The sequence below is a fragment of the Bacillus sp. H1a genome (genome assembly GCF_000633475.1).
GTDB classification, from domain to species: domain Bacteria; phylum Bacillota; class Bacilli; order Bacillales; family Bacillaceae_G; genus Bacillus_A; species Bacillus_A paramycoides.
The window spans coordinates 1-23,194 of sequence record NZ_AYMH01000005.1 but is presented as its reverse complement, the minus strand read 5'-3'; the positions used below and the strand labels follow the sequence as shown (position 1 = coordinate 23,194).

Here is a 23,194-nt window from a genome sequence, read left to right as displayed (position 1 = left end):
TACTTGTCATTATAAACAGCCTTTATATATTATGTATTTATTAACAAGTAGGGATATTTTCATACAAAAAAATTACTACTTGTTAATATTTCTGGATATTACATTTTTGTTATAATTAAATTATTAACAATAAAGGAGCGATTATAATGACAACTTTATTGAATCAAGCTAAAGAAATGTTAACTACTGACGAAAAAATCCTTTTTTATGCAGCATGTTCATTAGATATATTTATCTATCGTTCCGTCGCAAGGCCAGGACTGTTAATCTTGACGAACAAAAGGCTCTTCTTTTACGGACCAGATTTAAGTAGGAACCCAATATTTGAAGAGTACTCTTTCGCAAAAATTTCTAATCTAAAAGAACAGAAACGACTTTTCAGCAATCAAATTGTATTTATGTATGATGATGAATGGAAAAGAATAAAACATATTCAAACAAATGATGTGAGCGGGATTGTTCAGCAAATAAAAGAACAACTACCTAAATAGGCAGATTGTGAGCCCTCTATTTCTATAAATAGAGGGCTTTCACATTAAATATCTTCTCTTTTCCAAAGAGGCCTTACATGAACGATCACTGTACGAATGACCGCTAAAATAGGAACCGATATTAGTAAGCCTACAATCCCCGCAACTTCTCCCCCAACTAGTAATGCAAACATAATAATAACAGGATGCATACGGAGCGACTTACCAACGATGTAAGGAGATAAAATATTACTTTCAACAAATTGCAAAATCGCAATTGTAATTCCGGCCTTAATGAGTAAACTCGTTGATACCGTTGCCGCGATCATCAATGTCGGAATGGCTCCTAAAATAGGGCCAAAATACGGGATTATATCCGTTACCCCAATAATAATACCGAGCAGCAATGGATATTTCATACCGATAAACCAAAAAGAAAGAGCGGATACTCCCCCTAATACTAAGCAAACAAATAACTGTCCTCGAATATAACTTCCAAGTGACTTGTCAATTTCTTTCGCGAGCATTTGTCCTGTACTACGCCATTTACTTGGAACTAGTTCCCAAAAGATATGATAAAACTCACCGTAGTCTTTTAATATGTAAAATACAATGAACGGAATTAAGAAAATAATGAGCAATGAATCCAGTACACCACGAGCTGTGCTCATTACTTTATTCAAAAGCGCTTGAATCTTCATTTCTACACCAACAAAAATTTGTTTCACCTTTTCATGAATAAATGATGGGAAATTCGCTGTTTGTTCTGTTACCCCATCCATCCAAGAATCGTACATTTTTGTAAACTGCGGAAATTGTTCATTAATCTCTTGCAACTGCTTTATAACAATTGGCGTTCCTTTATAAATTCCATAGCCAATCCCGCCGAAGAAAAGGACATAAATGAGCAAAATAGCAAGTGTGCGTGGCATCCCTTCCTTATGGATTTTTTCAATTAACGGGTGTAATAAATATGCAATGAAACACGCAATAAGAAATGGTGTAATTGCCATTTTAAACACAAAAATAATCGGTGCCCATAGCGGCTTAATTTTTAAAAAGACAAGCAAACAAAGAAAAACTAGTAACAATAATCCTAAACGATATATCCAAATGATTTTAAGATTCTTCACACGAAAAACCTCCTCCACCTTTATTTTGAAAATAAATAGGGTAGGTTATGTGCAAAACTTTTAAAATCTTTTCATACAGACCATACTGTTTTTTAAAGACGTACATATATTTAACATAATAAGGACAACCACCCCTGAGAATACAAAAAATCAAAATATAATCAGGAGGGCTAATTATGGTTTTATTTATGCTCGTATTATCCGCATTTTTCATGATTCTTGAATGGATTTGTATCGGGTTTGGTATTTGGAAAGGTTTCTTTATTCGTTCCTCGCGAAAAGAAAGAGCGAAGCAATTATGGCATTATGGAATACTTGGAGTTGGATGTTACGGTCTATCTTATGTTTTCTCGGAAATCGGACTTTTATATTTGCATATGAACACGTAAAAAAACTCCCTCGTCAATAAGGGAGTTTTTCACTTTATCGAAATGATTATAAATAAGACTTAATCATCTTACGCGCTTTTTTCATATTGCGTTTTGAAAATACATCTTGCTTGCGAGCATATCGATATGCTGCAGCCCCAACACCTAATGCGATTAATGAATTGCGTAGATTCAAAGTAAATCCCCCTTTTCGTTATCCGATCGTTCTCTCATTCTCATCAAATAAATCATCAAGAGAGCTTAATGAACCATCTTCCTCTACTTGATGCGTATGGATTTTCCCCTTTGAAACCGATAATTCGATATAACAATTCCAGCAATAAAATTGGTTGACACCTATTTTTCCAATGTCTTTCCCTTTGCAATTTGGACAACTGAACATATGGCTTTCATCTCCTCACAGTCTCCCAGATTCTATTCGCCATTATGTCCAAACCGCATTCATTTATACATGCTAGAGCCTTTCAACGTTGTACGTTTGAAAGTTTCACTATATAATCTCACCTTGTTACATGAAATCATACGGTGAAATGTTTTCCACGTCCATTTCTTCACCATTAACCGTTACCATCTGTACCTCTCCTTGTGATTCTTGCAATCGACCAGCTAAAGTCGTTTGACGCATTGCATCATCAAGGCGATTTACACCGGATTGAAAAGCTGTTTCCTCTCCGCAAATAATAAGGAATTTTTTACTTCTCGTAATGCCCGTGTAAATTAAATTACGACGTAACATACGATTGTAACTTTTTACGATCGGCATAATAACAATCGGGAATTCACTACCTTGTGATTTATGAATCGAACAACAATATGCATGTGTAATTTGATTTAAATCTGGCTTTGTGTACGTTACTTCAATCCCATCAAATGAAACGATAATCATATCTTGTTGCTCAACGTTTTCTTTCGCATAAAACACCGAAACGATTTCTCCGATATCACCATTAAACACTTGGCTCTCTGGCTGATTCACCAATTGTAGTACTTTATCACCTCTTCGGTATACAACATCACCGTAAGCAATTTCTTTACTCTTTTCTTTTTTCGGATTAAACACTTCTTGCAACGCTTCATTCAGCACATTAATACCAGCAGGTCCCCGGTACATCGGCGCTAATACTTGTACATCTCTTGCACTAAATCCTTTTGTCTTTGCGTTTTCACAAACCTTTTTGACAACCTCAACAATTTGATTTCCTGTACAAGCAATAAACGAACGGTCTTTTTTGTTTTCCGCTAAATCTGGTGGTAGCATTCCATCTTTTATCGCATGGGCAAGCTGAATAACAGATGATCCTTCTGCTTGACGATAAATTTCTGTAAGTTTGACTGTCGGAACTGCACCTGCATTCAATAAGTCTTTTAACACTTGTCCAGGGCCTACAGATGGCAACTGATCTTCATCGCCTACAACGATAACTTGAATATTTGTCGGAAGCGACTTGAATAGCTGATTTGCAAGCCAAATGTCAACCATTGAAAACTCATCAATAATGAGTAACTTCCCTTGAACCGGGTCAGTTTCATTACGCTGGAAAGAACCTTCTGGCGTCCAGCCAAGCAAACGATGAATTGTGCAAGCTGGAAGTCCTGTTGATTCACTCATTCGCTTCGCCGCTCTTCCTGTCGGAGCCGTTAATAGTATTGGAAATGGATTATCATCACTATATTCATTTGGATTTAGTGATAATCCGTGCAATGACGCATACATTTCAACAATTCCTTTAATAACTGTTGTTTTCCCCGTTCCTGGTCCACCTGTTAATAACATCATCGGTTTATGAAGTGCAGTTTGAACTGCTTCTTGCTGAAGCGGTGCATACTGCACCTTCAACTGTTCTTCAATTTCCCCTAATGTTTTTAACACTTCTGCTTCGGGGAATGAAGGAGTTTCTTCTTGATTCATAAGACGACGAATTGACTTTACAACGCCTTTCTCAGAATAGAATAAAGAAGCTAAATACACTCGCTCTTCTTCTATAATGACTTTCCCTTCACTTTGCATCATTTCAACGCAGCCTACAATGTCTTCCTCAGTCACTCTGCCTTCTTGGTTATTTAAAAGTGACATCGTTTCTCTTACAAGCTGACCTTTTTCCATATAAACGTGACCAAATTGTAATGACACATTCTCTAATGTATAAAAACATCCCGCACGTACACGGTCGTCGTGATTACCAGATATCCCTAATGCACGCCCTATATCATCTGCTCTCCCAAAACCAATTCCATCCACTTCTTCAATAAGCTTATATGGATTATTACGAATCACTTCTAATGTCATCTCTTTATATTGCTGATAAATTTTAATTGAAAGCTTCGTCCCAAAACCGTAACCATTTAAAAAACTCATCACTTTTTCTAACCCTTGATGCTCAATAATCGTCTCATATATTTCCTGCGCTTTTTGCTTGTTTACAACACCATTTAACGCATCAGGATCATCCATAATTTTAGAAATGGCATGCTCACCAAGATGGTCCACGATTTTTTCGGCCGTACGCTTTCCAATCCCTTTAAATAAATCGCTCGCTAAATACTGCACCATACCTGCTTTTGTTTGTGGCAATTCTTTCTTAAATGTTTCAACTAAATATTGTTTTCCATACTTCGGGTGGTCTTTAAAATGACCTGTTAATGTAAACATTTCATCTTCATGCATGCGGGGAAAATGACCGTTTATCATTACTTTTTTTTCGTCGTATGTTTCATTCGTTTCAATGACTTTCATACTGACAACGGAATAGAGGTTTTCTTCGTTGTGGAAAATGGTATGAAGAACTTGCGCTTTTATAAATTTTTTCTCTTCCTCAAACAAATCCATTGCATGTTGATTTCCCATCTTTCCTCTCCTTTCCGAGTTCTTTTCATTTTAATGAGCAGTACATCCCCCACCTCTTTCACACTCTTTAGATGAGGGGTAACTGCGCATTAAACTATAATTTAACTTTATTCAGCTTCTTGCTCTAATAAACGAATACCATTACCAGCTAAAAAGTGATCTGGCTGAATTTCAGTTGCTTTCTTAAATAAAGTAAGGGCTTTCTCGTTATTTTCTTCGAATACGTACGCAACACCTAAATTATAATACGCATCTGCATGCTCTTCATCCATTTCTAATACCTTTTCAAAATAAGGTTTTGCCTCTTGAATATGTTCTAGTCGCGCGAAGCAAAGTCCACATTGGAATACAGCTTCTACATCGTCTTCATCTAATTCCGTCGCTCTTTGTAAAAATGGCAGTGCAAGACGATCATTCCCAAGTTGCACATGTGTGATACCTAACATAAATGTTACATCAGCTGATTGTAATCCCGCTTGCATCGCTTGTTCAAATACAGCCTTTGCTTCTGTAAATTGCTCTTGACCGTAATATACATTTCCTAAACCATAATAAGCAGCCGCAGATTTATCATCTAATTCTAATGCACGTTTATAAAATAAAATTGCTCGCTCACTATCACCTAATACATCTAATAAATTCGCAAAGTTAATGTATCCAAGCGCATCTTTCGGATTTTCTTCAATTGCTTCCGTAAAGTTTTTAGCTGCTTCTTCCCAGTTTCCTTCTTGCATATATTGAATACCTGTTTCAAGTTTGTTTGACATGTCCTTCACCTCTACAACAAATTATAACAAAGAATGTATTTTTCAAGCGAACGAAAATTCGCTTTATGTAAAAGAAACCCCTAACCGCTAATCGGCAGAGGCTCCTTGTTCTATCCTAAATAATCTAATTTCTTACCACTACGATATACTTCATCAATTGTAGCACCGCCTAAGCACTCATCTCCATCATAGAAAACAACTGCTTGGCCTGGCGTAATCGCACGAATTGGCTCATCACAAAGAATACGAACTGTATTTTCATCAACGATTTGAACCGTTACTTTATTGTCTGCTTGACGGTAACGGAATTTCGCTGTACATGTAAATTCTTTTTCCTTCGCTTTATTACTTACCCAGCCTACATTCGTAGCAATAACTTCATCACCATATAGAAGTTCGTTATGGAATCCTTGGTCAACATATAAAATGTTTTCTTTCAAGTTTTTCCCAACAGCAAACCACGGATCACCGTTACCACCAATACCAAGACCATGACGTTGTCCAATTGTATAGTACATTAAACCATCATGTTTCCCTTTCACTTCACCAGATAATGTTTGCATCACACCTGGTTGTGCTGGCAAATAGTTGCTTAAGAAATCTTTAAAGTTACGCTCACCGATGAAGCAAATACCAGTACTATCCTTCTTCGCCGCTGTCGCTAAACCAGCTTCTTTCGCCATTTCGCGAATTTGCGGTTTCTTTAATTCACCTAATGGGAACATTGTTTTTGATAATTGCTCTTGGCTTAATTGATTCAGGAAATATGTTTGGTCTTTATTATCATCAACGCCGCGAAGCATTTTATATTCGCCGTCCATATAAGCAACGCGTGCGTAATGACCTGTTGCTACATAATCAGCACCAAGTGCAATTGCATGCTCTAAAAATGCTTTAAATTTAATTTCTTTATTACACATTACATCTGGATTTGGTGTACGCCCAGCTCGGTACTCATCTAAAAAGTACGTAAATACTTTATCCCAGTATTGTTTTTCAAAGTTTACTGCATAATACGGAATACCGATTTGGTTACACACTTCAATTACATCATTGTAATCTTCTGTTGCTGTACAGACACCATTCTCATCTGTATCATCCCAGTTTTTCATAAAAATTCCGATTACATCATAACCTTGCTCTTTTAATAAAAGAGCTGCTACAGATGAATCGACGCCACCGGACATCCCGATGACAACGCGTGTTTCTTGAGGTAGTTTGTTCATCATGTCACCTCCCATGCTAATTTTGTGTTAATCGCTTCACGATTTTCACTGTTTCGTACGCCGCTTTTTCAATTTGCTCTTTCGTATTTCCAAGTCCGAAACTAAAGCGTACGGATGAACGTATTTGATCGGAGTCTTTTCCGAACATCGCCACTAATACATGTGATGGATCAATCGAACCAGCTGTACAAGCAGAACCACTTGATACTGCAATGCCAGCTAAGTCTAAGTTTACAAGAAATGGTTCAATGTTCATTCCTGTAAAGTTTATATTAAACACATGCGGTAAGCGATATTCCAAGTTTCCGTTTACCTCGAAATGAATGTCTTCATTTTTGAAGACAGATACCATTATATCTTTAAACTCTTCATATTGGGCATTTTTTTGCTCACGAGTTTTTTCAGCTAGCAAAACTGCATGTTGAAGCCCGGCAATACTAGGTACATTTTCAGTACCAGCACGACGTTTTCTTTCTTGCTCCCCACCTGTTAATAACGGTTCAAATTTCACATCTGTACTAGCATACAAAAATCCTACACCTTTTGGACCGTTAATTTTATGAGCTGAAATTGATAATAGGTCAATTCCAAGTTCTTTCACATCAATCGCTACTAAACCGTAAGCTTGTACAGCATCTGTATGGAAATAAGCTTGATGTTCTTTTAACAGCTTTCCTATTTCCGCAATTGGTTGTATTGTCCCAACCTCATTATTCCCGAACATAATAGATACAAGAATTGTCTCACTTGTTAACGCTTCTTCTATATCAGAAACTTGAACACGCCCTGTTTCATCAACAGGTAAATACGTCACTTCAAACCCTTCACGCTCTAGCACTTCACATGTATGCAAAATCGCATGATGTTCAATTTGCGTTGTAATAATGTGGTTACCTTTATGACGATTCGCGCGTGCTACACCTATAAGTGCTAAATTATCAGCTTCTGTACCACCGCTCGTAAATATAATTTCATTTGGGTTTGCATGAATGCTACGTGCACACACACGTCTCGCCTCATCTACCGCATGGCGCGTTTGACGCCCATAAAAATGAATACTAGACGGATTTCCAAATATTTCTGTCATATATGGAATCATCTTTTCGACCACTTCTGGGTGAGTCGGAGATGTCGCAGCATGATCTAAGTAAATGCGTTCCATTAAATCTCCTTCTTTCCAAATCGTTTCACAAGGAATTAAATGTAAAACATATAGCCCCCATGATTTTCTTCCTCATAACGTACTAAATCTTCTAAAGTTGTACTATCTAATACTTCTTGCACCGCATCACGAACACGCATCCATAATTGACGTTGTGCAGGTTCTTCTTCCTCTATCATTTCTACAACGCTAATTGGCCCCTCTAGTACACGGATTACATCCCCAGCTGTAATGTTAGCCGGTTGATCAGATAATACATATCCACCGTATGCACCACGCGTACTCTTTACAAGTCGAGCGTTACGAAGCGGCGAAATTAATTGCTCTAAATAATGCTCAGATAAGTCATGTGCCTGCGCAATTGATTTTAATGAAATTGGACCTTCACCAAACTTTTTTGCAAGGTCGATCATAATTGTTAAGCCGTAACGGCCTTTTGTTGAAATCTTCATCTATTTTGCACCTCTTTTCAAATTTTCACTTCTATTGGTTATATCTTTATTCGTAAAAGAACACAATTTAAAATCCTATGAAATTATAGCATAATATAGTATTATAAGAAATTTCAACTTATGTAACAAAATGATAACATAAAATCACATTGAAAAACTCGGGAATTATTACAATTAAAAGAAAAATAAGAATATTTGATATTAATATACAAATAACACCGCAATATATTTCAATTTTTCACATAAAAAATGATACGATACAATGAGATTACATATTAAGGGAGACGGTCAAAATGAAACAACCACTCGCACATCGAATGCGTCCAACAACGATTCAAGACATTATTGGACAACAGCATTTAGTTGGTGAAGGAAAGATTTTATGGCGGATGGTCCAAGCAAACCATTTTCAATCAATGATTTTATACGGTCCTCCAGGCACAGGAAAAACATCGATTGCAAGCGCAATTGCAGGAAGTACCGGAACGCCGTTTCGCCTCTTAAACGCTGTTACTCATAATAAAAAAGATATGGAAGTTGTCGTACAAGAAGCAAAAATGCATCGCCATCTCGTTTTAATTTTGGACGAAGTTCACAGGTTAGATAAAGCGAAGCAAGACTTTCTATTACCTCATTTAGAAAGCGGACTCCTTACTTTAATCGGTGCGACGACAAGCAATCCGTTCCATGCTATCAATTCTGCTATACGAAGCCGTTGTCAAATTTTCGAATTACACGCATTAACAGAAGATGATATTTTAATTGGTTTAAAACGAGCGCTTGAAGATAAAGAAAAAGGGCTTGGAGAATATGATGTCATTGTCACAGAGGAAGCTCTCCTTCATTTCGCAAATGCCTCGGGCGGTGATATGCGCTCAGCTTACAATGCACTTGAACTTGCTGTTTTATCTAGCTTTACTACAGACGACCAAGCGGCTGAAATCACACTCGAAATCGCTGAAGAATGTTTACAGAAAAAGAGTTTTGTTCACGACAAAGGTGGCGATGCTCACTATGACGTTTTATCTGCTTTTCAAAAATCAGTACGCGGAAGTGATGTGAACGCCGCACTTCATTATTTAGCACGTCTTATTGAAGCAGGTGACTTACAAAGCATTGGTAGACGTCTTCTTATTATGGCATATGAAGATATCGGACTTGCAAGTCCACAAGCCGGCCCACGTACACTTGCAGCGATTGAATCAGCTGAACGGGTCGGCTTCCCAGAGGCACGCATACCACTTGCAAATGCCGTTATCGAACTTTGCTTATCACCGAAATCAAATTCGGCCTATAAAGCACTCGATGCCGCACTACACGATCTACGTAATGGTCAAACTGGCGATATTCCAAGTCATTTAAAAGATAGTCACTATAAAGGAGCCGAATCGCTAGGTAGAGGCATCGGATACTTATATCCACACGATCATCCAAACGGCTGGGTACAACAACAATACTTACCTGATAAAATAAAAAATAAGCAATATTATAAACCGAAAACGACAGGGAAATTTGAACAAGCGCTGTCTACCGTTTATGAAAGATTACAAAGTTCGCATAAAACGAAGAATAAAGGGTAATATAAGCGAAAACGTCACCATTACGGAGGCTTCGCTTATGAAAACACGTCAAGATGCATGGACAAAAGAAGACGATCTCCTGTTAGCAGAAACTGTTTTACGACATATTCGCAGCGGAAGTACACAAATAAAAGCATTCGATGAAGTTGGCGATACATTAAACCGAACTTCAGCAGCTTGTGGATTTAGATGGAATGCTGAAGTAAGACCAAATTATGAAGATGCGGTGCAACTTGCAAAAAAACAACGTAAAGAATTAAAGCGTTCGGAAGCTAAAATAGAAAAAGAGCTGTTCTCACATACGAAACAACTCGTAATCGATGCCGAGTTTTCAGAAGATATTACGCCAAATAAACAAGATCTTACAATGCAAAATGTCATCTCATTTTTGCAAAACTTGGAGTACAATAATCCTTCACTCACAAAGTTACAAACTGAAAATGACGTATTACAAGATCAGCTCACTTCCCTGCAAAACACGAATAATGAACTTGAAGCAAGATTAGCTGTTCTCACAAAAAAACAACAAGCAATCGAAGAAGATTATGCAATGCTTGTTAGAATCATGGATCGTGCTCGAAAACTTGTTTCAGTCGAAGAACAAGAGGAGCAGATTGCTCCGATTTTCAAGACTGATCAAAATGGAAATTTAGATATTATATATTCAGCAGAAAATTGAAATAACCCCCACCTAATATTACATGGTGGGGATTATTTTTTGTGCACTTAAACTACAATAAGGTGAAATATAACTTTTATGTTGTTATAACCCTAATGGTGTGTATTATCGAAAGGAAAGATGAGCTATTTCATTACCAATTTTCAAAATAACACTTGGGATTCTTGTCTTACTTTTAAGATTTTTCACTATTAGAAGCTTAAAAAAGACTCCCTCATACAAGTCAGACAAATGCGATAATTATCTATTATTTTTAACTGCTTTTGAAGCTATCGCATTACCAATATGGATATTTTTTAAATTTTTCATACAAATTAAAAAGCGCATACTCCTCATGGAATATGCGCTTTTGTTTTTTATTCTTGCCCTACACGCTTCACTTCTACGTTTTTAATACGTTCACGTACAACATGACTCGCCATAATTAAACCAGCCACAGATGGTACGAACGCATTTGAAGAAGGTGGTAATTTCGCTTTACGAATTTTTGCATTTTCGTCTGGTACGATTTCTTTACGTACCTCTTCACGAATTACGATTGGGTTTTCGTCAGAGAAGACAACTTTTACACCTTTTTTAATACCGTCTTTACGAAGCTTCGTACGAATTACTTTCGCAATTGGATCTGTGTGTGTTTTAGAAATGTCCGCAATACGGAAACGAGTTGGGTCCATTTTATTTGCCGCACCCATACATGAGATAATTTTAATTTTACGACGTAAACATTGTTTAATTAAATGAATTTTGAACGTAATCGTATCAGATGCATCTACTACGAAATCTAAACCGTGTTTAAAGAACTCTTCATATGTTTCATCTGTATAAAACATTTCTAGTCCAATTACTTCACATTCCGGATTAATGTCTGCAATACGCTCTTTCATTAATTCTACTTTTGAACGTCCTACAGTAGATACTAAAGCGTGAATTTGACGGTTTACGTTTGTAATATCTACAACGTCTTTATCAACCAATACAAGACGTCCTACGCCAGAACGTGCTAACGCTTCTGCCGAAAATGACCCTACTCCGCCAATTCCTAAAATACCGACTGTACTATTTTTTAATATTTCAAGGCCCTCTTTTCCGAAGGCTAATTCATTACGTGAAAATTGATGTAACATTCAGCTCTACACTCCTATTACAAAAATGGTCTACCATGTATTCTAGCGTTTTTCCGACTATTTGTATAGAAAAAGTTATAGAATTCCTAAAAATACATATTTCAAAAATGAAAGCACCTTGTAAACCGGACTTTTTTAACAACCTCTTCAATATACGTTTAAAAAGGAGGATTTAGAGAACCGAGCAGATCGAGGCGCTGAAGCCAGGAGGAGCGCAGTGTAGCTTCTACTACTCGAGCACCGGACTGGCGAAGCAACGATGAGATGCGACCGTTATCTAAACCGGACTTTTTAAACAACCTCTCAAAAAAAGTCTAGACGGCTATAGTATAACCATCTAGACTTCATTCTTACTTCTCTTCTTTCAAGCTCAATTTTAAGTTTAACTCTTCAAGCTGAGCTTCTGCAACTGGGCTTGGAGCTTCTGTTAATAGACAGCTTGCACTTGCTGTTTTCGGGAATGCAATTGTATCACGAAGGTTTGTACGACCTGCAAGTAACATAACAAGACGGTCTAAACCTAATGCGATTCCGCCGTGTGGTGGTGTACCGTATTCGAATGCTTCTAATAAGAATCCGAATTGCTCTTGCGCTTCTTCTTGTGAGAATCCAAGCGCTTTGAACATTTTCTCTTGTACGTCACGCTCGTAAATACGAAGTGATCCACCACCAAGCTCATAACCGTTTAATACAAGGTCATATGCTTGTGCACGCGCTTTTTCTGGTGCTGTTTCTAGTAGTTCAACATCTTCACGGAATGGCATTGTGAATGGATGGTGAGCTGCGAAGTAACGATCTGCATCTTCATCGTACTCAAGAAGTGGCCAATCAGTTACCCATAGGAAGTTAAATTTACTTTCGTCAATTAACTCAAGTTCTTTACCTAGACGTAAACGAAGTGCCCCTAAGCTATCTGCAACTACGCTCTTCTTATCTGCTACGAATAGTAATAAGTCGCCAGCATTAGCTTCTAATGTACTCATTAACGCATTTGCATCTTCTTCACCGAAGAATTTCGCAATCGGTCCTTTTAAGCCGTCTTCTTCAACTTTAAGCCAAGCTAGACCTTTTGCACCGTATACTTTTGCGAATTCAGTTAATGCATCGATGTCTTTACGAGAGTATTTGCTCGCTGCACCTTTTGCGTTAATTGCTTTTACTTGTCCGCCGCTTTCTACAGCACTTGTAAATACTTTAAATCCACAACCTGCTGCAAATTCAGATAGGTCTGTTAATTCCATTTCAAAGCGTGTATCTGGCTTATCAGAACCGTAGCGAGCCATTGCATCAGCATAAGTCATACGAGGGAACGGCGCGTTAATTTCTACACCTTTCGCATCCTTCATAACTTTCGTCATCATGCGCTCCATCATATCTAAAATTTCCTCTTGTGTTAAGAATGAAGCTTCGATATCGATTTGTGTGAATTCCGGTTGACGATCCGCACGTAAATCTTCATCACGGAAACAACGTGCTACTTGATAGTAACGCTCAAATCCACCGACCATAAGAAGCTGTTTAAATAGCTGTGGTGATTGAGGTAATGCGTAAAATTCACCATCATGAACACGGCTTGGTACTAAATAGTCACGAGCTCCTTCTGGTGTGCTCTTCGTTAAAATTGGTGTTTCAACTTCTAAGAACTCTTCTGTATCTAAGAAGTTACGAATTGTTTTTGTTACGTCATGACGCATTTTGAATGTGTTGAACATTACAGGACGACGTAAGTCTAAGTAACGATATTTTAAACGCACATCTTCTGATGCATCCGTATCATCAGCAATAATGATTGGCGTTGTTTTCGCTGCGTTTAATACGTTTACTTTCGTTGCTTGTACTTCAATACGACCAGTTGCCATATTGTCATTAATCGCGCCTTCACCACGCTCAACAACTGTACCTTCTACGTGTAATACGTATTCGCTACGAATCGTTTCTGCTACTTCTAGCGCTTCTTTTGATGTTTCTGGATTAAATACAACTTGTACGATACCTGTACGGTCACGTAAGTCGATAAAGATTAATCCACCTAAGTCACGGCGTTTTTGTACCCAACCTTTTAATTGAACTGTTTGTCCAACCGCTTCTACTGTTACTTTTCCACATGCATGTGTTCTTTCAGCCACTGTAAGTTCCCCCTATATTAATTTCTCTGCTACATATGAAGCAAATACATCTAATGCTACTTCTTCTTGTCCGCCAGTTGCCATATCTTTCAAGTTAATGATGCCTTTATCTAGCTCATCTTCTCCTAATACAGCTACATATTTCGCATTTAAACGATCTGCTGATTTAAATTGCGCTTTCATTTTGCGATCTAAATAATCTTTTTCAACTGACAATCCAGCTTTACGAAGATCAAATGCTACTTTTGCAGCATGGTCTTTCGCCTTTTCACCAAGCGCTACAACGTAACAATCAATACTATGTTCAATTGGCAACTCAATGTTTTCAGCTTTCAGCGCCATAATTAAACGCTCAATACTCATCGCAAAACCGATACCTGGCATTTCTGGCCCACCGATTTCTTGTACAAGTCCGTTATAACGACCACCACCACTTAATGTCGTGATAGCACCGAAACCTTCTGCCTCACTCATAATTTCAAAAACAGTATGTTGATAGTAGTCTAAACCGCGTACTAAGTTCGGATCTTTTTCAAATGGAACATCCATCATCGCTAATAGTTCTTGAACTTTGTCGTAGTATACTGCTGAATCTTCGTTTAAGTATTCTGTAATAGATGGTGCTGTAGCCATTAATTCATGATTACGGTCCTTCTTACAGTCTAAAATACGAAGTGGATTCTTTTCTAAACGAGACTGACAGTCAGAGCAGAACTCACCGATACGTGGCTCAAAGTGAGCAATTAACGCATCGCGGTGCGCTTGACGGCTCGCTGCATCACCTAAGCTGTTTAATACAACTTTAATATTTTTTAAGCCCATGCCGCGGTAAAACTCTACAGCAAGTGCAATTACTTCTGCATCAATTGCAGGATCGTTACTACCGATTGCTTCAATACCGAATTGTACGAATTGACGATAGCGACCTGCTTGTGGTCTTTCATAACGGAACATTTGACCGATATAGTATAATTTCGTTGGTTGTGTTGCATCACCGAACATTTTGTTTTCAACGTAAGAACGTACAACAGGTGCAGTACCTTCTGGACGTAATGTTAAACTACGCTCTCCACGGTCTTGGAATGAATACATTTCTTTTTGTACGATATCTGTCGTATCACCTACACCGCGTAAAAATAGCTCTGTGTGTTCAAAAATTGGTGTACGAATTTCTTTATAATTGTAACGACGGCAAATTTCGCGTGCTTGCCCTTCGATATACTGCCATAACTCTACACTACCTGGAAGAATATCTTGCGTTCCGCGTGGGATTTGAATAGACATATTCAGTTCCTCCTCTAATTGTTTTAATCTTAATAAAAATAAAAAAACTCCCGCCTCTACTGTTTGAACAGTAGGGACGAGAGTATTATACCCGTGGTGCCACCCTAATTGAAGCACGTATGCTTCCACTTTTTTAATAACGCTTAAATTTGCGTTCATCTCTACTAAGCATATACACCTTTCAAGTTGAAACCTACAGAGTGTCATTCAATCAGTCATCATGTAGAAATGTTTTCAGCCTAGGACATTTCTTCTCTTTCCATGTGTGTCTCATTTACTCTTCTCTATCAACGGCTATATTCATATGTAAATATAAAATTACTATACGTTTGTTGAGTAGGATTGTCAAGTGCTCTAAGAGCGTTCAATTTGCTTCTTTAGACGCTTTACATCTTGTAGTGAAATTCCGAACTCAGAAGCAAGTTCCATTGAAGTATTGTTTTGCTCTTTTGAAATAAAATCATGAAAATTCACGTTAAACAGTTGATTTGCACCATTTGTAACAGAATGTCCTTTTTCATTCATACGCATACGTATATCCCTCACATTCAATATGGATGTTTTACTTTTTATTGTTCCATATTGATGAGATAGTTATACATAACTGAAACAGCTATTGATTCCAAACAAACATTAGACTTCGATTAACAATAATAACAATAGCTAATCCACTCGCCAGCATAGGATGCTTCAAATGATACAATGCTGCAACGCCTAATCCAAAAACGGTAATCTCTAATAGAACGTGTAGAGTGCCATGAAGTTCCCACTCTGCATTGGGCGCCCCAAATAGCCCCCATATAACAGCCACAACAACCGGAAGAATTACAGAAAGCATAAGTTTTACAGCCGGTATTTCTCCTTTACGAAATCCCCAGTACCCAATACTCCCAAGAATGCATAACTCTAACATAAAGCGCAAAGCTATATTGAATTCTTGAATCATGATACACCTTCTTCTACCTTTATTCCCCTTCACAACCATCCTATGATAAATCAACAAAACATACAACAATGTATGAAAAAGAGAGGATTATATAATCCTCTCTTCTCGGGCAACACTATTTACTTTCCACAATTAAGGTCACCGGACCATCATTGATTAAAGAAACGTCCATCATCGCTCCGAACTTCCCTGTTTCGACATGTAGCCCTTGTTTACGAACTTCTTCATTAAAGAAATCATATAAACGCTCTGCATAGTCAGGTTTCGCAGCATCCATAAAGTTTGGACGTCTTCCTTTACGGCAATCTCCGTATAATGTAAATTGCGAAATAGATAGAACTTGTCCCTTCACATCAAGTACAGAGTGGTTCATCTTTCCGCTCTCATCTTCAAAAATGCGTAGGTTTGCAATTTTTTCTGCAATATAAGTTGCATCTTTTTCTGTATCTTCATGCGTAATGCCAACTAGTAATGTTAAACCGAATGGAATTTGTCCTACAATCTCACCATCTACTGTGACAGACGCTTCCTTTGATCGTTGTAAAACAACTCTCATCTTTTCTACACTCCCTATTAATGCATCATGCGTCGTACGGCATAAATTTCTGGTACACGTTTAATGCGCTCTACTACTTTTTTCAAGTGTTGTAAGTTTCGAATAGAAATCGACATGTTAATCGTCGCCATCTTATTACGGTCACTTCTACCGGAAACGGCTGAAATATACGTTTTCGTTTCTGTAACAGCTTGTAATACTTCATTTAATAAACCACGACGATCATAGCCTGAAATTTCAATATCAACATTGTATTCAATCTCTTTTTCAGGGCTACCTTCCCACTCTACTTCTAATAAACGCTCTACCGCTTCTTCTGTATGCACATTGACGCAATCACGACGATGAATTGATACGCCTCGACCTTTCGTAATATACCCAACGATATCATCGCCCGGAACTGGGTTACAGCATTTTGATAAACGAATTAATAAATTATCCGCACCACTTACTTTAACGCCAGAATCCCATTTTCGAATTTTCATCGGTTTACGAACTTCTTTAACTTCGACGATTTCTTCTTCTTCACGTTGTTTGCGGAACTTGTCCGTTAGTCGCGTAACAATTTGTGATGCAGTGATGCCATTATATCCAACTGCCGCAAACATATCCTCTTCATTTGCAAAGTTGAATTTCTCAGCAACACGTTTTAAATTCTCAGGAGCTAATACTTCTTTCATCTCATACTCTAAGCCACGCACTTCTTTTTCAACAAGTTCACGGCCTTTTTCAATATTTTCGTCTCTACGTTGTTTCTTAAAGAATTGACGTATTTTATTTTTTGCATGAGATGTTTGAGCAAGTTTCACCCAATCTTGACTTGGGCCATACGAATGTTTCGATGTTAAAATTTCAATGATGTCACCCGTTTTTAATTTATAATCAAGTGTCACCATTTTCCCATTTACTTTTGCACCAATTGTTTTGTTTCCAATTTCCGAATGGACACGATATGCAAAATCAATCGGAACAGATCCAAGAGGTAATTCCATTACATCGCCTTTCGGTGTAAAGACGAATACCATGTCAGAGAATAAATCAATTTTTAATGACTCCATAAATTCTTCAGCATTAGAAGCTTCATTTTGCCATTCTAATATTTGACGGAACCATGTTAGTTTCTTCTCTAGTGTACCCGTTGTTTCTGCTGTTTTTCCTTCTTTATACGCCCAATGTGCCGCAATCCCGAATTCTGCAATTTCGTGCATTTCTTTCGTACGAATTTGCACTTCAAGTGGATCACCTTTCGGCCCAATTACAGTCGTATGAAGAGATTGATATAGATTTGCTTTCGGCATTGCAATATAATCTTTGAAACGACCTGGCATCGGCTTCCAGCACGTATGAATAATTCCAAGCACCGCATAACAATCTTTAATACTGTTTACAACGACGCGTACAGCTAGTAAATCATAAATTTCATTGAACTGTTTGTTTTGCAGTGCCATTTTACGATAAATACTGTAAATATGCTTTGGTCTTCCAGAAATCTCAGGTTGAATTGCAACTTCTTTTAATTTCTCACGAATACCAGTCATTACTTCATCTAAATATTCTTCACGCTCTGCACGTTTACGCTTCATTAAATTTACAATACGATAATATTGTTGCGGATTTAAATAGCGAAGTGACGTATCCTCTAGCTCCCATTTAATAGTACTAATTCCGAGTCTATGTGCTAAAGGTGCAAAGATTTCTAACGTTTCATTTGCAATGCGACGCTGCTTCTCTTGAGGCAAATGTTTCAATGTACGCATGTTATGAAGACGATCAGCTAGTTTAATTAAAATAACTCGAATATCTTGAGCCATTGCAATAAACATTTTGCGATGGTTTTCTGCTTGTTGCTGTTCATGGGATTTATATTTAATCTTTCCAAGCTTTGTAACACCATCGACAAGCATAGCGATTTCTTTATTAAATTCCCGTTCAATATCTTCTAATGTAATTTCTGTATCTTCCACTACATCATGCAAGAAACCTGCCGATACTGTAGATGGATCCATGTGTAAATCAACTAAAATACCTGCAACTTGAATTGGGTGAATAATATATGGTTCACCCGATTTTCTATATTGTTCGCTATGTGCATCACGCGCATATTCATAGGCACGTGCCACTAGCTCAATATCTTCATCCGCTAAATATTGACTTGCTTTCTCGAGTACCTGTTCAGCTGTTAGTACTTGCTCATTTGCCATCGAATCACCTTTTATTGAAAATTGACTTTATCTTTATTGAATAGAATAAATTATATTCTATCATTATAACCCAATGATTGTGAATTGTGAAAAGGAAAAGATTTTACTGACATTTCACCATATTTTTTGTGCAATTATACAAAAGTACCCGTTCCTCTCCAAGAGATTCACGGGTACTTTTTATCACCGTAGTTTCACCTATATAATGATTAGTATTTTTCTAATACTAATACATCGTAACCATCTAACATTTTACGACCATCTAAGTAAGTAAGCTCTACTAAGAATGCAATTCCTGCTACAACTCCGCCAAGTTCTTCAACTAGTTTAATTGTCGCTTCGATCGTTCCACCTGTAGCTAATAGGTCATCTGTAATTAATACACGTTGACCTGGCTTAATTGCATCTTTATGGATTGTTAAAACATCTGTTCCATATTCTTTACCGTAGTCAACTGTAATTACTTCACGTGGTAATTTCCCTAATTTACGAACTGGTGCGAAACCTACTTCTAATGCATAAGAAACTGGGCAACCGATAATAAAACCACGTGCTTCTGGTCCTACTACAACATCAATGTCTCTTTTTTTTGCATAAGCAACGATTTCATCTGTTGCTGCTTTGTATGCTTTTCCGTCGTTCATTAAAGGTGTAATGTCTTTGAACACAATACCTTCTTTCGGATAATCTGGTACAATTGCGATATGTTGCTTGAAATCCATATTTCTGAATCCTCCTCAGATATAAAAGGTTTGTAAATACAAATCCTTTACCATAACTGTTCTACTTATTTATGATTACGAATCGTTTCAAACCATGTATATAGTTGCTGATATGTGCTATAAACCAATTCTTTCTCTAATTGTAAGTGGTTCATTTTCTCACGATATGTGTCCGATTCAATTAAATCACGCTTTTGTTTTTTGTCTGCCATAAAAATGACACCGTCTTTTATTGTAACAAATTCTAACTCAAAAAACACCTGTGTCATGAAATTTACCGTATCTTTTGACCAACCTTTATGACGACACAATTGTTCCCCATATTGCCTTAAAGAAAATGGAGCTTTTTGGTTCAAGAAAGAATAGTACCATTTAAAGTGTTCCCTCGTTGGGACTGTACTAAATAAATGATTATTCTCTTGATAAAATAGTGTATAAATCCGGGCAGGGAATCCTGTCTTAAATAAATCACGTAATTCATCTGTTCCTTTTGGTAAATCAAGTAACACAATGTATTGATCATCTAAATGACTTACCTCTGATGCATGCACGAGCTGTTCTTTATAGTCTTCTAAAGCAAATTTATTCAATACCTCTTCAGAAAAATACACCATTATTATTTTTTCTTTCGGAAGTTCTGCTAAATTCGCTTCTACATTACGCATACTACGCCAGTCAAATAGTTGCCATGCCTCTACAGCAATATCTTGCACCATTAATTGCGGCTTTTTAAAGTTATTCCATTCATTAATGGACGCTTCTCCTACTACAGAAACCTTCGCAACCGGAGAGATTTCTTTCGCATAAGCACCGAATCCAAATCCAATTGTGTCCAGTGTTGCTTGTCCATCACGAAGAGCCATTTTCAAATGAGATCCATCAGATCCGATTGCACGAATACTTTCTAAGTCAGCGTTTTTCACCGCAATACGTGGTTTCGGATTTCCTACACCAAATGGCGCTAACTTTTGCATATCCTCAATCGCGGCAAGCGTTACATCCTCTACTTTACAAAATGCATCCACTGCTGTAATCGGAATAAAATCTTCTTCTGTTAAAATTACATCTGCTTGCTCATTTAATCGCCTTCTTAATTCATCCACATCATTCATATGAAGCGTCATTCCCGCCGCCATCGGATGGCCTCCGAAATGCGGTAACAGTTCACGGCAATCTGAAAGGTTTGCAAACAAATCAAACCCTGCAATACTACGAGCTGATCCCTTTGCTGTTTCTTTATGAGGATCAATACTTAATACAATCGTTGGACGGTAAAAACGTTCAACTAACTTAGAAGCGACTATTCCAATTACCCCTGGATTCCAACCTTCTTTCGCAAGAACTAATACTTTATTTTCTTCTGGCGGGAATTTATTTTCGACTTCAGCGATAGCTTCTTCTGTAATTTGCTTTACAATATCTTTTCGAAGTTTGTTCAGCTCATCAATCTCTTCAGCTAGCTCTTTCGCTTCCTCTGGATCGTCCGATAATAAAAGGTGAACAGCAGGTGCTGCATCTTCTAAACGTCCAACGGCATTAATACGTGGCGCGAGCGAGAAGCCAATACTTTCTTCTGTAATTTCACTTTGCGAAACGTTAGCAACTTTAAATAACGCCTTTAAACCGATATTTCGCGTCATTCGCATATGCTTCAGTCCACGCTGTACTAGCAATCTATTTTCACCGTGAAGTGATACTAAATCGGCTACCGTACCGATTACTGCAATTTCCAACAAATGCTCCGGCACACGACCTAAAAGTGCATGTGCAACTTTAAATGCAACACCAACACCCGCTAAATAATGAAACGGATAAACACCGCCCTCTAATTTCGGATGAATAATCGCAAGGGCTTCTGGTAATTCTGGTGGTGGCTCATGGTGATCTGTAATAATAAGATCTATTCCAAGTTCCTTCGCTACCTTCGCTTCATGTACCGCTGCGATACCAGTATCGACAGTAATAATTAGTGAGAACCCTGCACTGTGCGCCCAACGAAATGCTTCTTCATTTGGCCCATAACCTTCAGTAAAACGATTTGGAATATAAAACTCAACATCTGCACCTAATTCTTGAAGAGCAAGATATAACACAGTCGTACTACTTACTCCGTCCGCATCATAATCACCAAATATTAATATTTGTTCTCCATTTTCAATAGCTTTTTTCACACGTTCTACAGTCCGATCCATCCCTTCAAGTAAAAATGGATCGTGAAATTCTTGATCTGCTGTATTTAAAAAGTCTACAATCTTGTCTTCTGTATTTAAGCCTCTACCTAGGAATAATGAAGTCACTAAAGGTGATAGTTGTAATTTACTTGCTAATTCACTCACTAGTTCCTCATTATATTCTTTTTCTTTCCAACGCGTCTTCGGTTGTAACACGAAATCACCCCTTAACCTATCCATTATACAAGACAGATTAAGGGGTGACAATATAATGCAAATAACGAGTAGATATCTGTATAATCAAATTTCTACTATACTCAATTTGGAGAATACGGATTAATATGTACAAAAACATTTTGTACGTTATCTTGTTTCATAAGTACTTCTTTTACATGTTTTCCAATGCGATGTCCTTCTTCTACAGTGATATAAGGATCTACAGATACTTTAATATCAACAATTACATAATGACCATGTTCCCTCGCATATAAAGATCCAATTTTTTTCACACCTTCCACTTGAAGAACTGCCTCTCTAAGCGGAACAACATCTTCTTCATGAAGAACATGATCGAGCGTTGCATGAATAGCTTCCGCTCCAATATCCCACGCCATCTTCGCAACGAGAAGTGAAACAAATAATCCCGCAATAGGATCAGCATATACAAGCCAATCTATACCTAACTTACCGCCGATAATAGCTGCACAAATACCGATTAAAGCTGCAATTGAAGAAAACACATCAGAGCGATGCTCATATGCATTTGCGATAATTGCATCACTATTTATACGTTTCCCTAATCGGTATTTATACTGAAACATTCCTTCTTTGACTACAATCGAAAGAACGACAGCAAAAATCGTAATTCCTTTTGGTGGTTCTAATTCTTGCGAAAAAGCTTTTATAGACGAGATCGCTATCTCCAGTCCAACGATAAATAATAATACCGCAACAATAATCGCTGAAATCGATTCCGCTTTACCGTGACCATACGGATGATCTTCATCAGGTGGTTGCTTCGCCGCTCGCAATCCAAAAAGTACAGCTAACGAGCCAATTACATCTGATCCAGAATGCACCGCATCCGCTAAAAGTGCCTTACTGTTTCCAATGTAACCAATTACCGCTTTTACAATCGCTAATATAATATTACCAACGATTCCGACAATAGCACCAAACTCGGCCTGTTTAAAACGTTCATCTTTTTCCATAATTAAAATCCCTTCTTTTCTTAACCTATCGTTTTATCCCACTTTAACGGACAGTAAGACTCCCACCTCAAAATTCGGCGAATACGAGGAAGTTAGGTGGGAGATCAACTGCCCGTAAAAGCCCGATTGGTGAAGGTTAATAATCAGTGG

Annotated in this window: 22 protein-coding genes and 1 other annotated feature; of the genes, 4 read left to right on the top strand and 18 right to left on the bottom strand. The window is 37.6% G+C overall.

From position 1 onward, the window contains the following. The first annotated feature begins 146 nt into the window (after positions 1-146). A complete protein-coding gene (locus U860_RS0103045; protein WP_025147358.1) occupies positions 147-491 on the top strand; it encodes a PH domain-containing protein in 345 nt (114 codons plus the stop codon). A 44-nt stretch (positions 492-535) separates the two neighbouring features. Here U860_RS0103045 and U860_RS0103040 read toward each other — a convergent pair whose 3' ends face one another. Continuing rightward, positions 536-1,603: an AI-2E family transporter gene (locus U860_RS0103040; protein WP_025147357.1), complete on the bottom strand. Its 1,068-nt coding sequence runs from the start codon at positions 1,601-1,603 to the stop codon at positions 536-538. Between the two features lie 176 nt (positions 1,604-1,779). Here U860_RS0103040 and U860_RS0103035 point away from each other — a divergent pair, with 176 nt between their 5' ends. Then, positions 1,780-1,992, top strand: a complete 213-nt coding sequence (locus U860_RS0103035) for a hypothetical protein (RefSeq protein WP_025147356.1) — start codon at positions 1,780-1,782, stop codon at positions 1,990-1,992. Positions 1,993-2,038: 46 nt separating this feature from the next. Here U860_RS0103035 and U860_RS0103030 read toward each other — a convergent pair whose 3' ends face one another. The 7 genes from U860_RS0103030 to U860_RS0103000 all read right to left on the bottom strand — a co-directional run bounded on the left by U860_RS0103030 (position 2,039) and on the right by U860_RS0103000 (position 8,444). Further along, the gene (locus U860_RS0103030) at positions 2,039-2,167 is read right to left on the bottom strand and encodes a YrzQ family protein (protein WP_002173570.1); all 129 of its coding nucleotides are present in this window, start codon (positions 2,165-2,167) and stop codon (positions 2,039-2,041) included. Positions 2,168-2,185: 18 nt separating this feature from the next. Further along, on the bottom strand, positions 2,186-2,374 hold the full coding sequence (locus tag U860_RS0103025) for a hypothetical protein (RefSeq protein WP_000490499.1): 189 nt from the start codon (positions 2,372-2,374) through the stop codon (positions 2,186-2,188). Between the two features lie 126 nt (positions 2,375-2,500). Further along, positions 2,501-4,837 (bottom strand): ATP-dependent RecD-like DNA helicase, encoded by a 2,337-nt coding sequence (locus U860_RS0103020; protein WP_025147355.1) that lies wholly within the window; start codon positions 4,835-4,837, stop codon positions 2,501-2,503. Positions 4,838-4,944: 107 nt separating this feature from the next. Further along, the gene (locus tag U860_RS0103015) at positions 4,945-5,604 is read right to left on the bottom strand and encodes a tetratricopeptide repeat protein (RefSeq protein ID WP_025147354.1); all 660 of its coding nucleotides are present in this window, start codon (positions 5,602-5,604) and stop codon (positions 4,945-4,947) included. Positions 5,605-5,714: 110 nt separating this feature from the next. Next, positions 5,715-6,830, bottom strand: a complete 1,116-nt coding sequence (gene mnmA, locus U860_RS0103010) for a tRNA 2-thiouridine(34) synthase MnmA (RefSeq protein WP_002173573.1) — start codon at positions 6,828-6,830, stop codon at positions 5,715-5,717. 16 nt (positions 6,831-6,846) lie between these two features. Continuing rightward, positions 6,847-7,992, bottom strand: a complete 1,146-nt coding sequence (locus U860_RS0103005) for a cysteine desulfurase family protein (protein ID WP_025147353.1) — start codon at positions 7,990-7,992, stop codon at positions 6,847-6,849. Between the two features lie 35 nt (positions 7,993-8,027). Then, positions 8,028-8,444, bottom strand: coding sequence for an Rrf2 family transcriptional regulator (locus tag U860_RS0103000; protein WP_000704116.1), 417 nt, complete (start codon positions 8,442-8,444; stop codon positions 8,028-8,030). A gap of 293 nt (positions 8,445-8,737) precedes the next feature. On the opposite strand from U860_RS0103000, the gene U860_RS0102995 reads away from it, so the two are divergent. Together U860_RS0102995 and U860_RS0102990 are read left to right on the top strand one after the other, a co-directional pair. After that, the gene (locus U860_RS0102995) at positions 8,738-10,024 is read left to right on the top strand and encodes a replication-associated recombination protein A (RefSeq protein WP_025147352.1); all 1,287 of its coding nucleotides are present in this window, start codon (positions 8,738-8,740) and stop codon (positions 10,022-10,024) included. A 37-nt stretch (positions 10,025-10,061) separates the two neighbouring features. Beyond that, positions 10,062-10,703, top strand: coding sequence for an RsfA family transcriptional regulator (locus tag U860_RS0102990; RefSeq protein ID WP_025147351.1), 642 nt, complete (start codon positions 10,062-10,064; stop codon positions 10,701-10,703). A gap of 356 nt (positions 10,704-11,059) precedes the next feature. On the opposite strand, the gene U860_RS0102985 is transcribed toward U860_RS0102990, so the two are convergent. From U860_RS0102985 to U860_RS0102940, 10 genes are all read right to left on the bottom strand, one after another. Next, positions 11,060-11,827: a tRNA threonylcarbamoyladenosine dehydratase gene (locus U860_RS0102985; RefSeq protein WP_000903181.1), complete on the bottom strand. Its 768-nt coding sequence runs from the start codon at positions 11,825-11,827 to the stop codon at positions 11,060-11,062. Between the two features lie 350 nt (positions 11,828-12,177). Then, complete coding sequence (aspS, locus tag U860_RS0102980) at positions 12,178-13,953, bottom strand: aspartate--tRNA ligase (protein ID WP_025147350.1); 1,776 nt, start codon at positions 13,951-13,953, stop codon at positions 12,178-12,180. Between the two features lie 12 nt (positions 13,954-13,965). Then, complete coding sequence (gene hisS, locus U860_RS0102975) at positions 13,966-15,237, bottom strand: histidine--tRNA ligase (protein WP_025147349.1); 1,272 nt, start codon at positions 15,235-15,237, stop codon at positions 13,966-13,968. A 69-nt stretch (positions 15,238-15,306) separates the two neighbouring features. Next, positions 15,307-15,537: a binding site (T-box leader), on the bottom strand. A gap of 54 nt (positions 15,538-15,591) precedes the next feature. Beyond that, complete coding sequence (locus U860_RS35735) at positions 15,592-15,768, bottom strand: hypothetical protein (RefSeq protein WP_001242605.1); 177 nt, start codon at positions 15,766-15,768, stop codon at positions 15,592-15,594. Positions 15,769-15,850: 82 nt separating this feature from the next. Then, positions 15,851-16,183: a YrdB family protein gene (locus tag U860_RS0102965; RefSeq protein WP_025147348.1), complete on the bottom strand. Its 333-nt coding sequence runs from the start codon at positions 16,181-16,183 to the stop codon at positions 15,851-15,853. Between the two features lie 115 nt (positions 16,184-16,298). Then, on the bottom strand, positions 16,299-16,739 hold the full coding sequence (locus tag U860_RS0102960; RefSeq protein WP_002173580.1) for a D-tyrosyl-tRNA(Tyr) deacylase: 441 nt from the start codon (positions 16,737-16,739) through the stop codon (positions 16,299-16,301). A 17-nt stretch (positions 16,740-16,756) separates the two neighbouring features. Next, a complete protein-coding gene (gene relA, locus U860_RS0102955; protein ID WP_025147347.1) occupies positions 16,757-18,940 on the bottom strand; it encodes a GTP diphosphokinase in 2,184 nt (727 codons plus the stop codon). A gap of 209 nt (positions 18,941-19,149) precedes the next feature. Further along, positions 19,150-19,662: an adenine phosphoribosyltransferase gene (locus U860_RS0102950; RefSeq protein WP_002173582.1), complete on the bottom strand. Its 513-nt coding sequence runs from the start codon at positions 19,660-19,662 to the stop codon at positions 19,150-19,152. 65 nt (positions 19,663-19,727) lie between these two features. Further along, a complete protein-coding gene (recJ, locus tag U860_RS0102945) occupies positions 19,728-22,049 on the bottom strand; it encodes a single-stranded-DNA-specific exonuclease RecJ (protein WP_025147346.1) in 2,322 nt (773 codons plus the stop codon). A 101-nt stretch (positions 22,050-22,150) separates the two neighbouring features. Next, the gene (locus U860_RS0102940; protein ID WP_025147345.1) at positions 22,151-23,044 is read right to left on the bottom strand and encodes a cation diffusion facilitator family transporter; all 894 of its coding nucleotides are present in this window, start codon (positions 23,042-23,044) and stop codon (positions 22,151-22,153) included. Positions 23,045-23,194 lie beyond the last annotated feature (150 nt).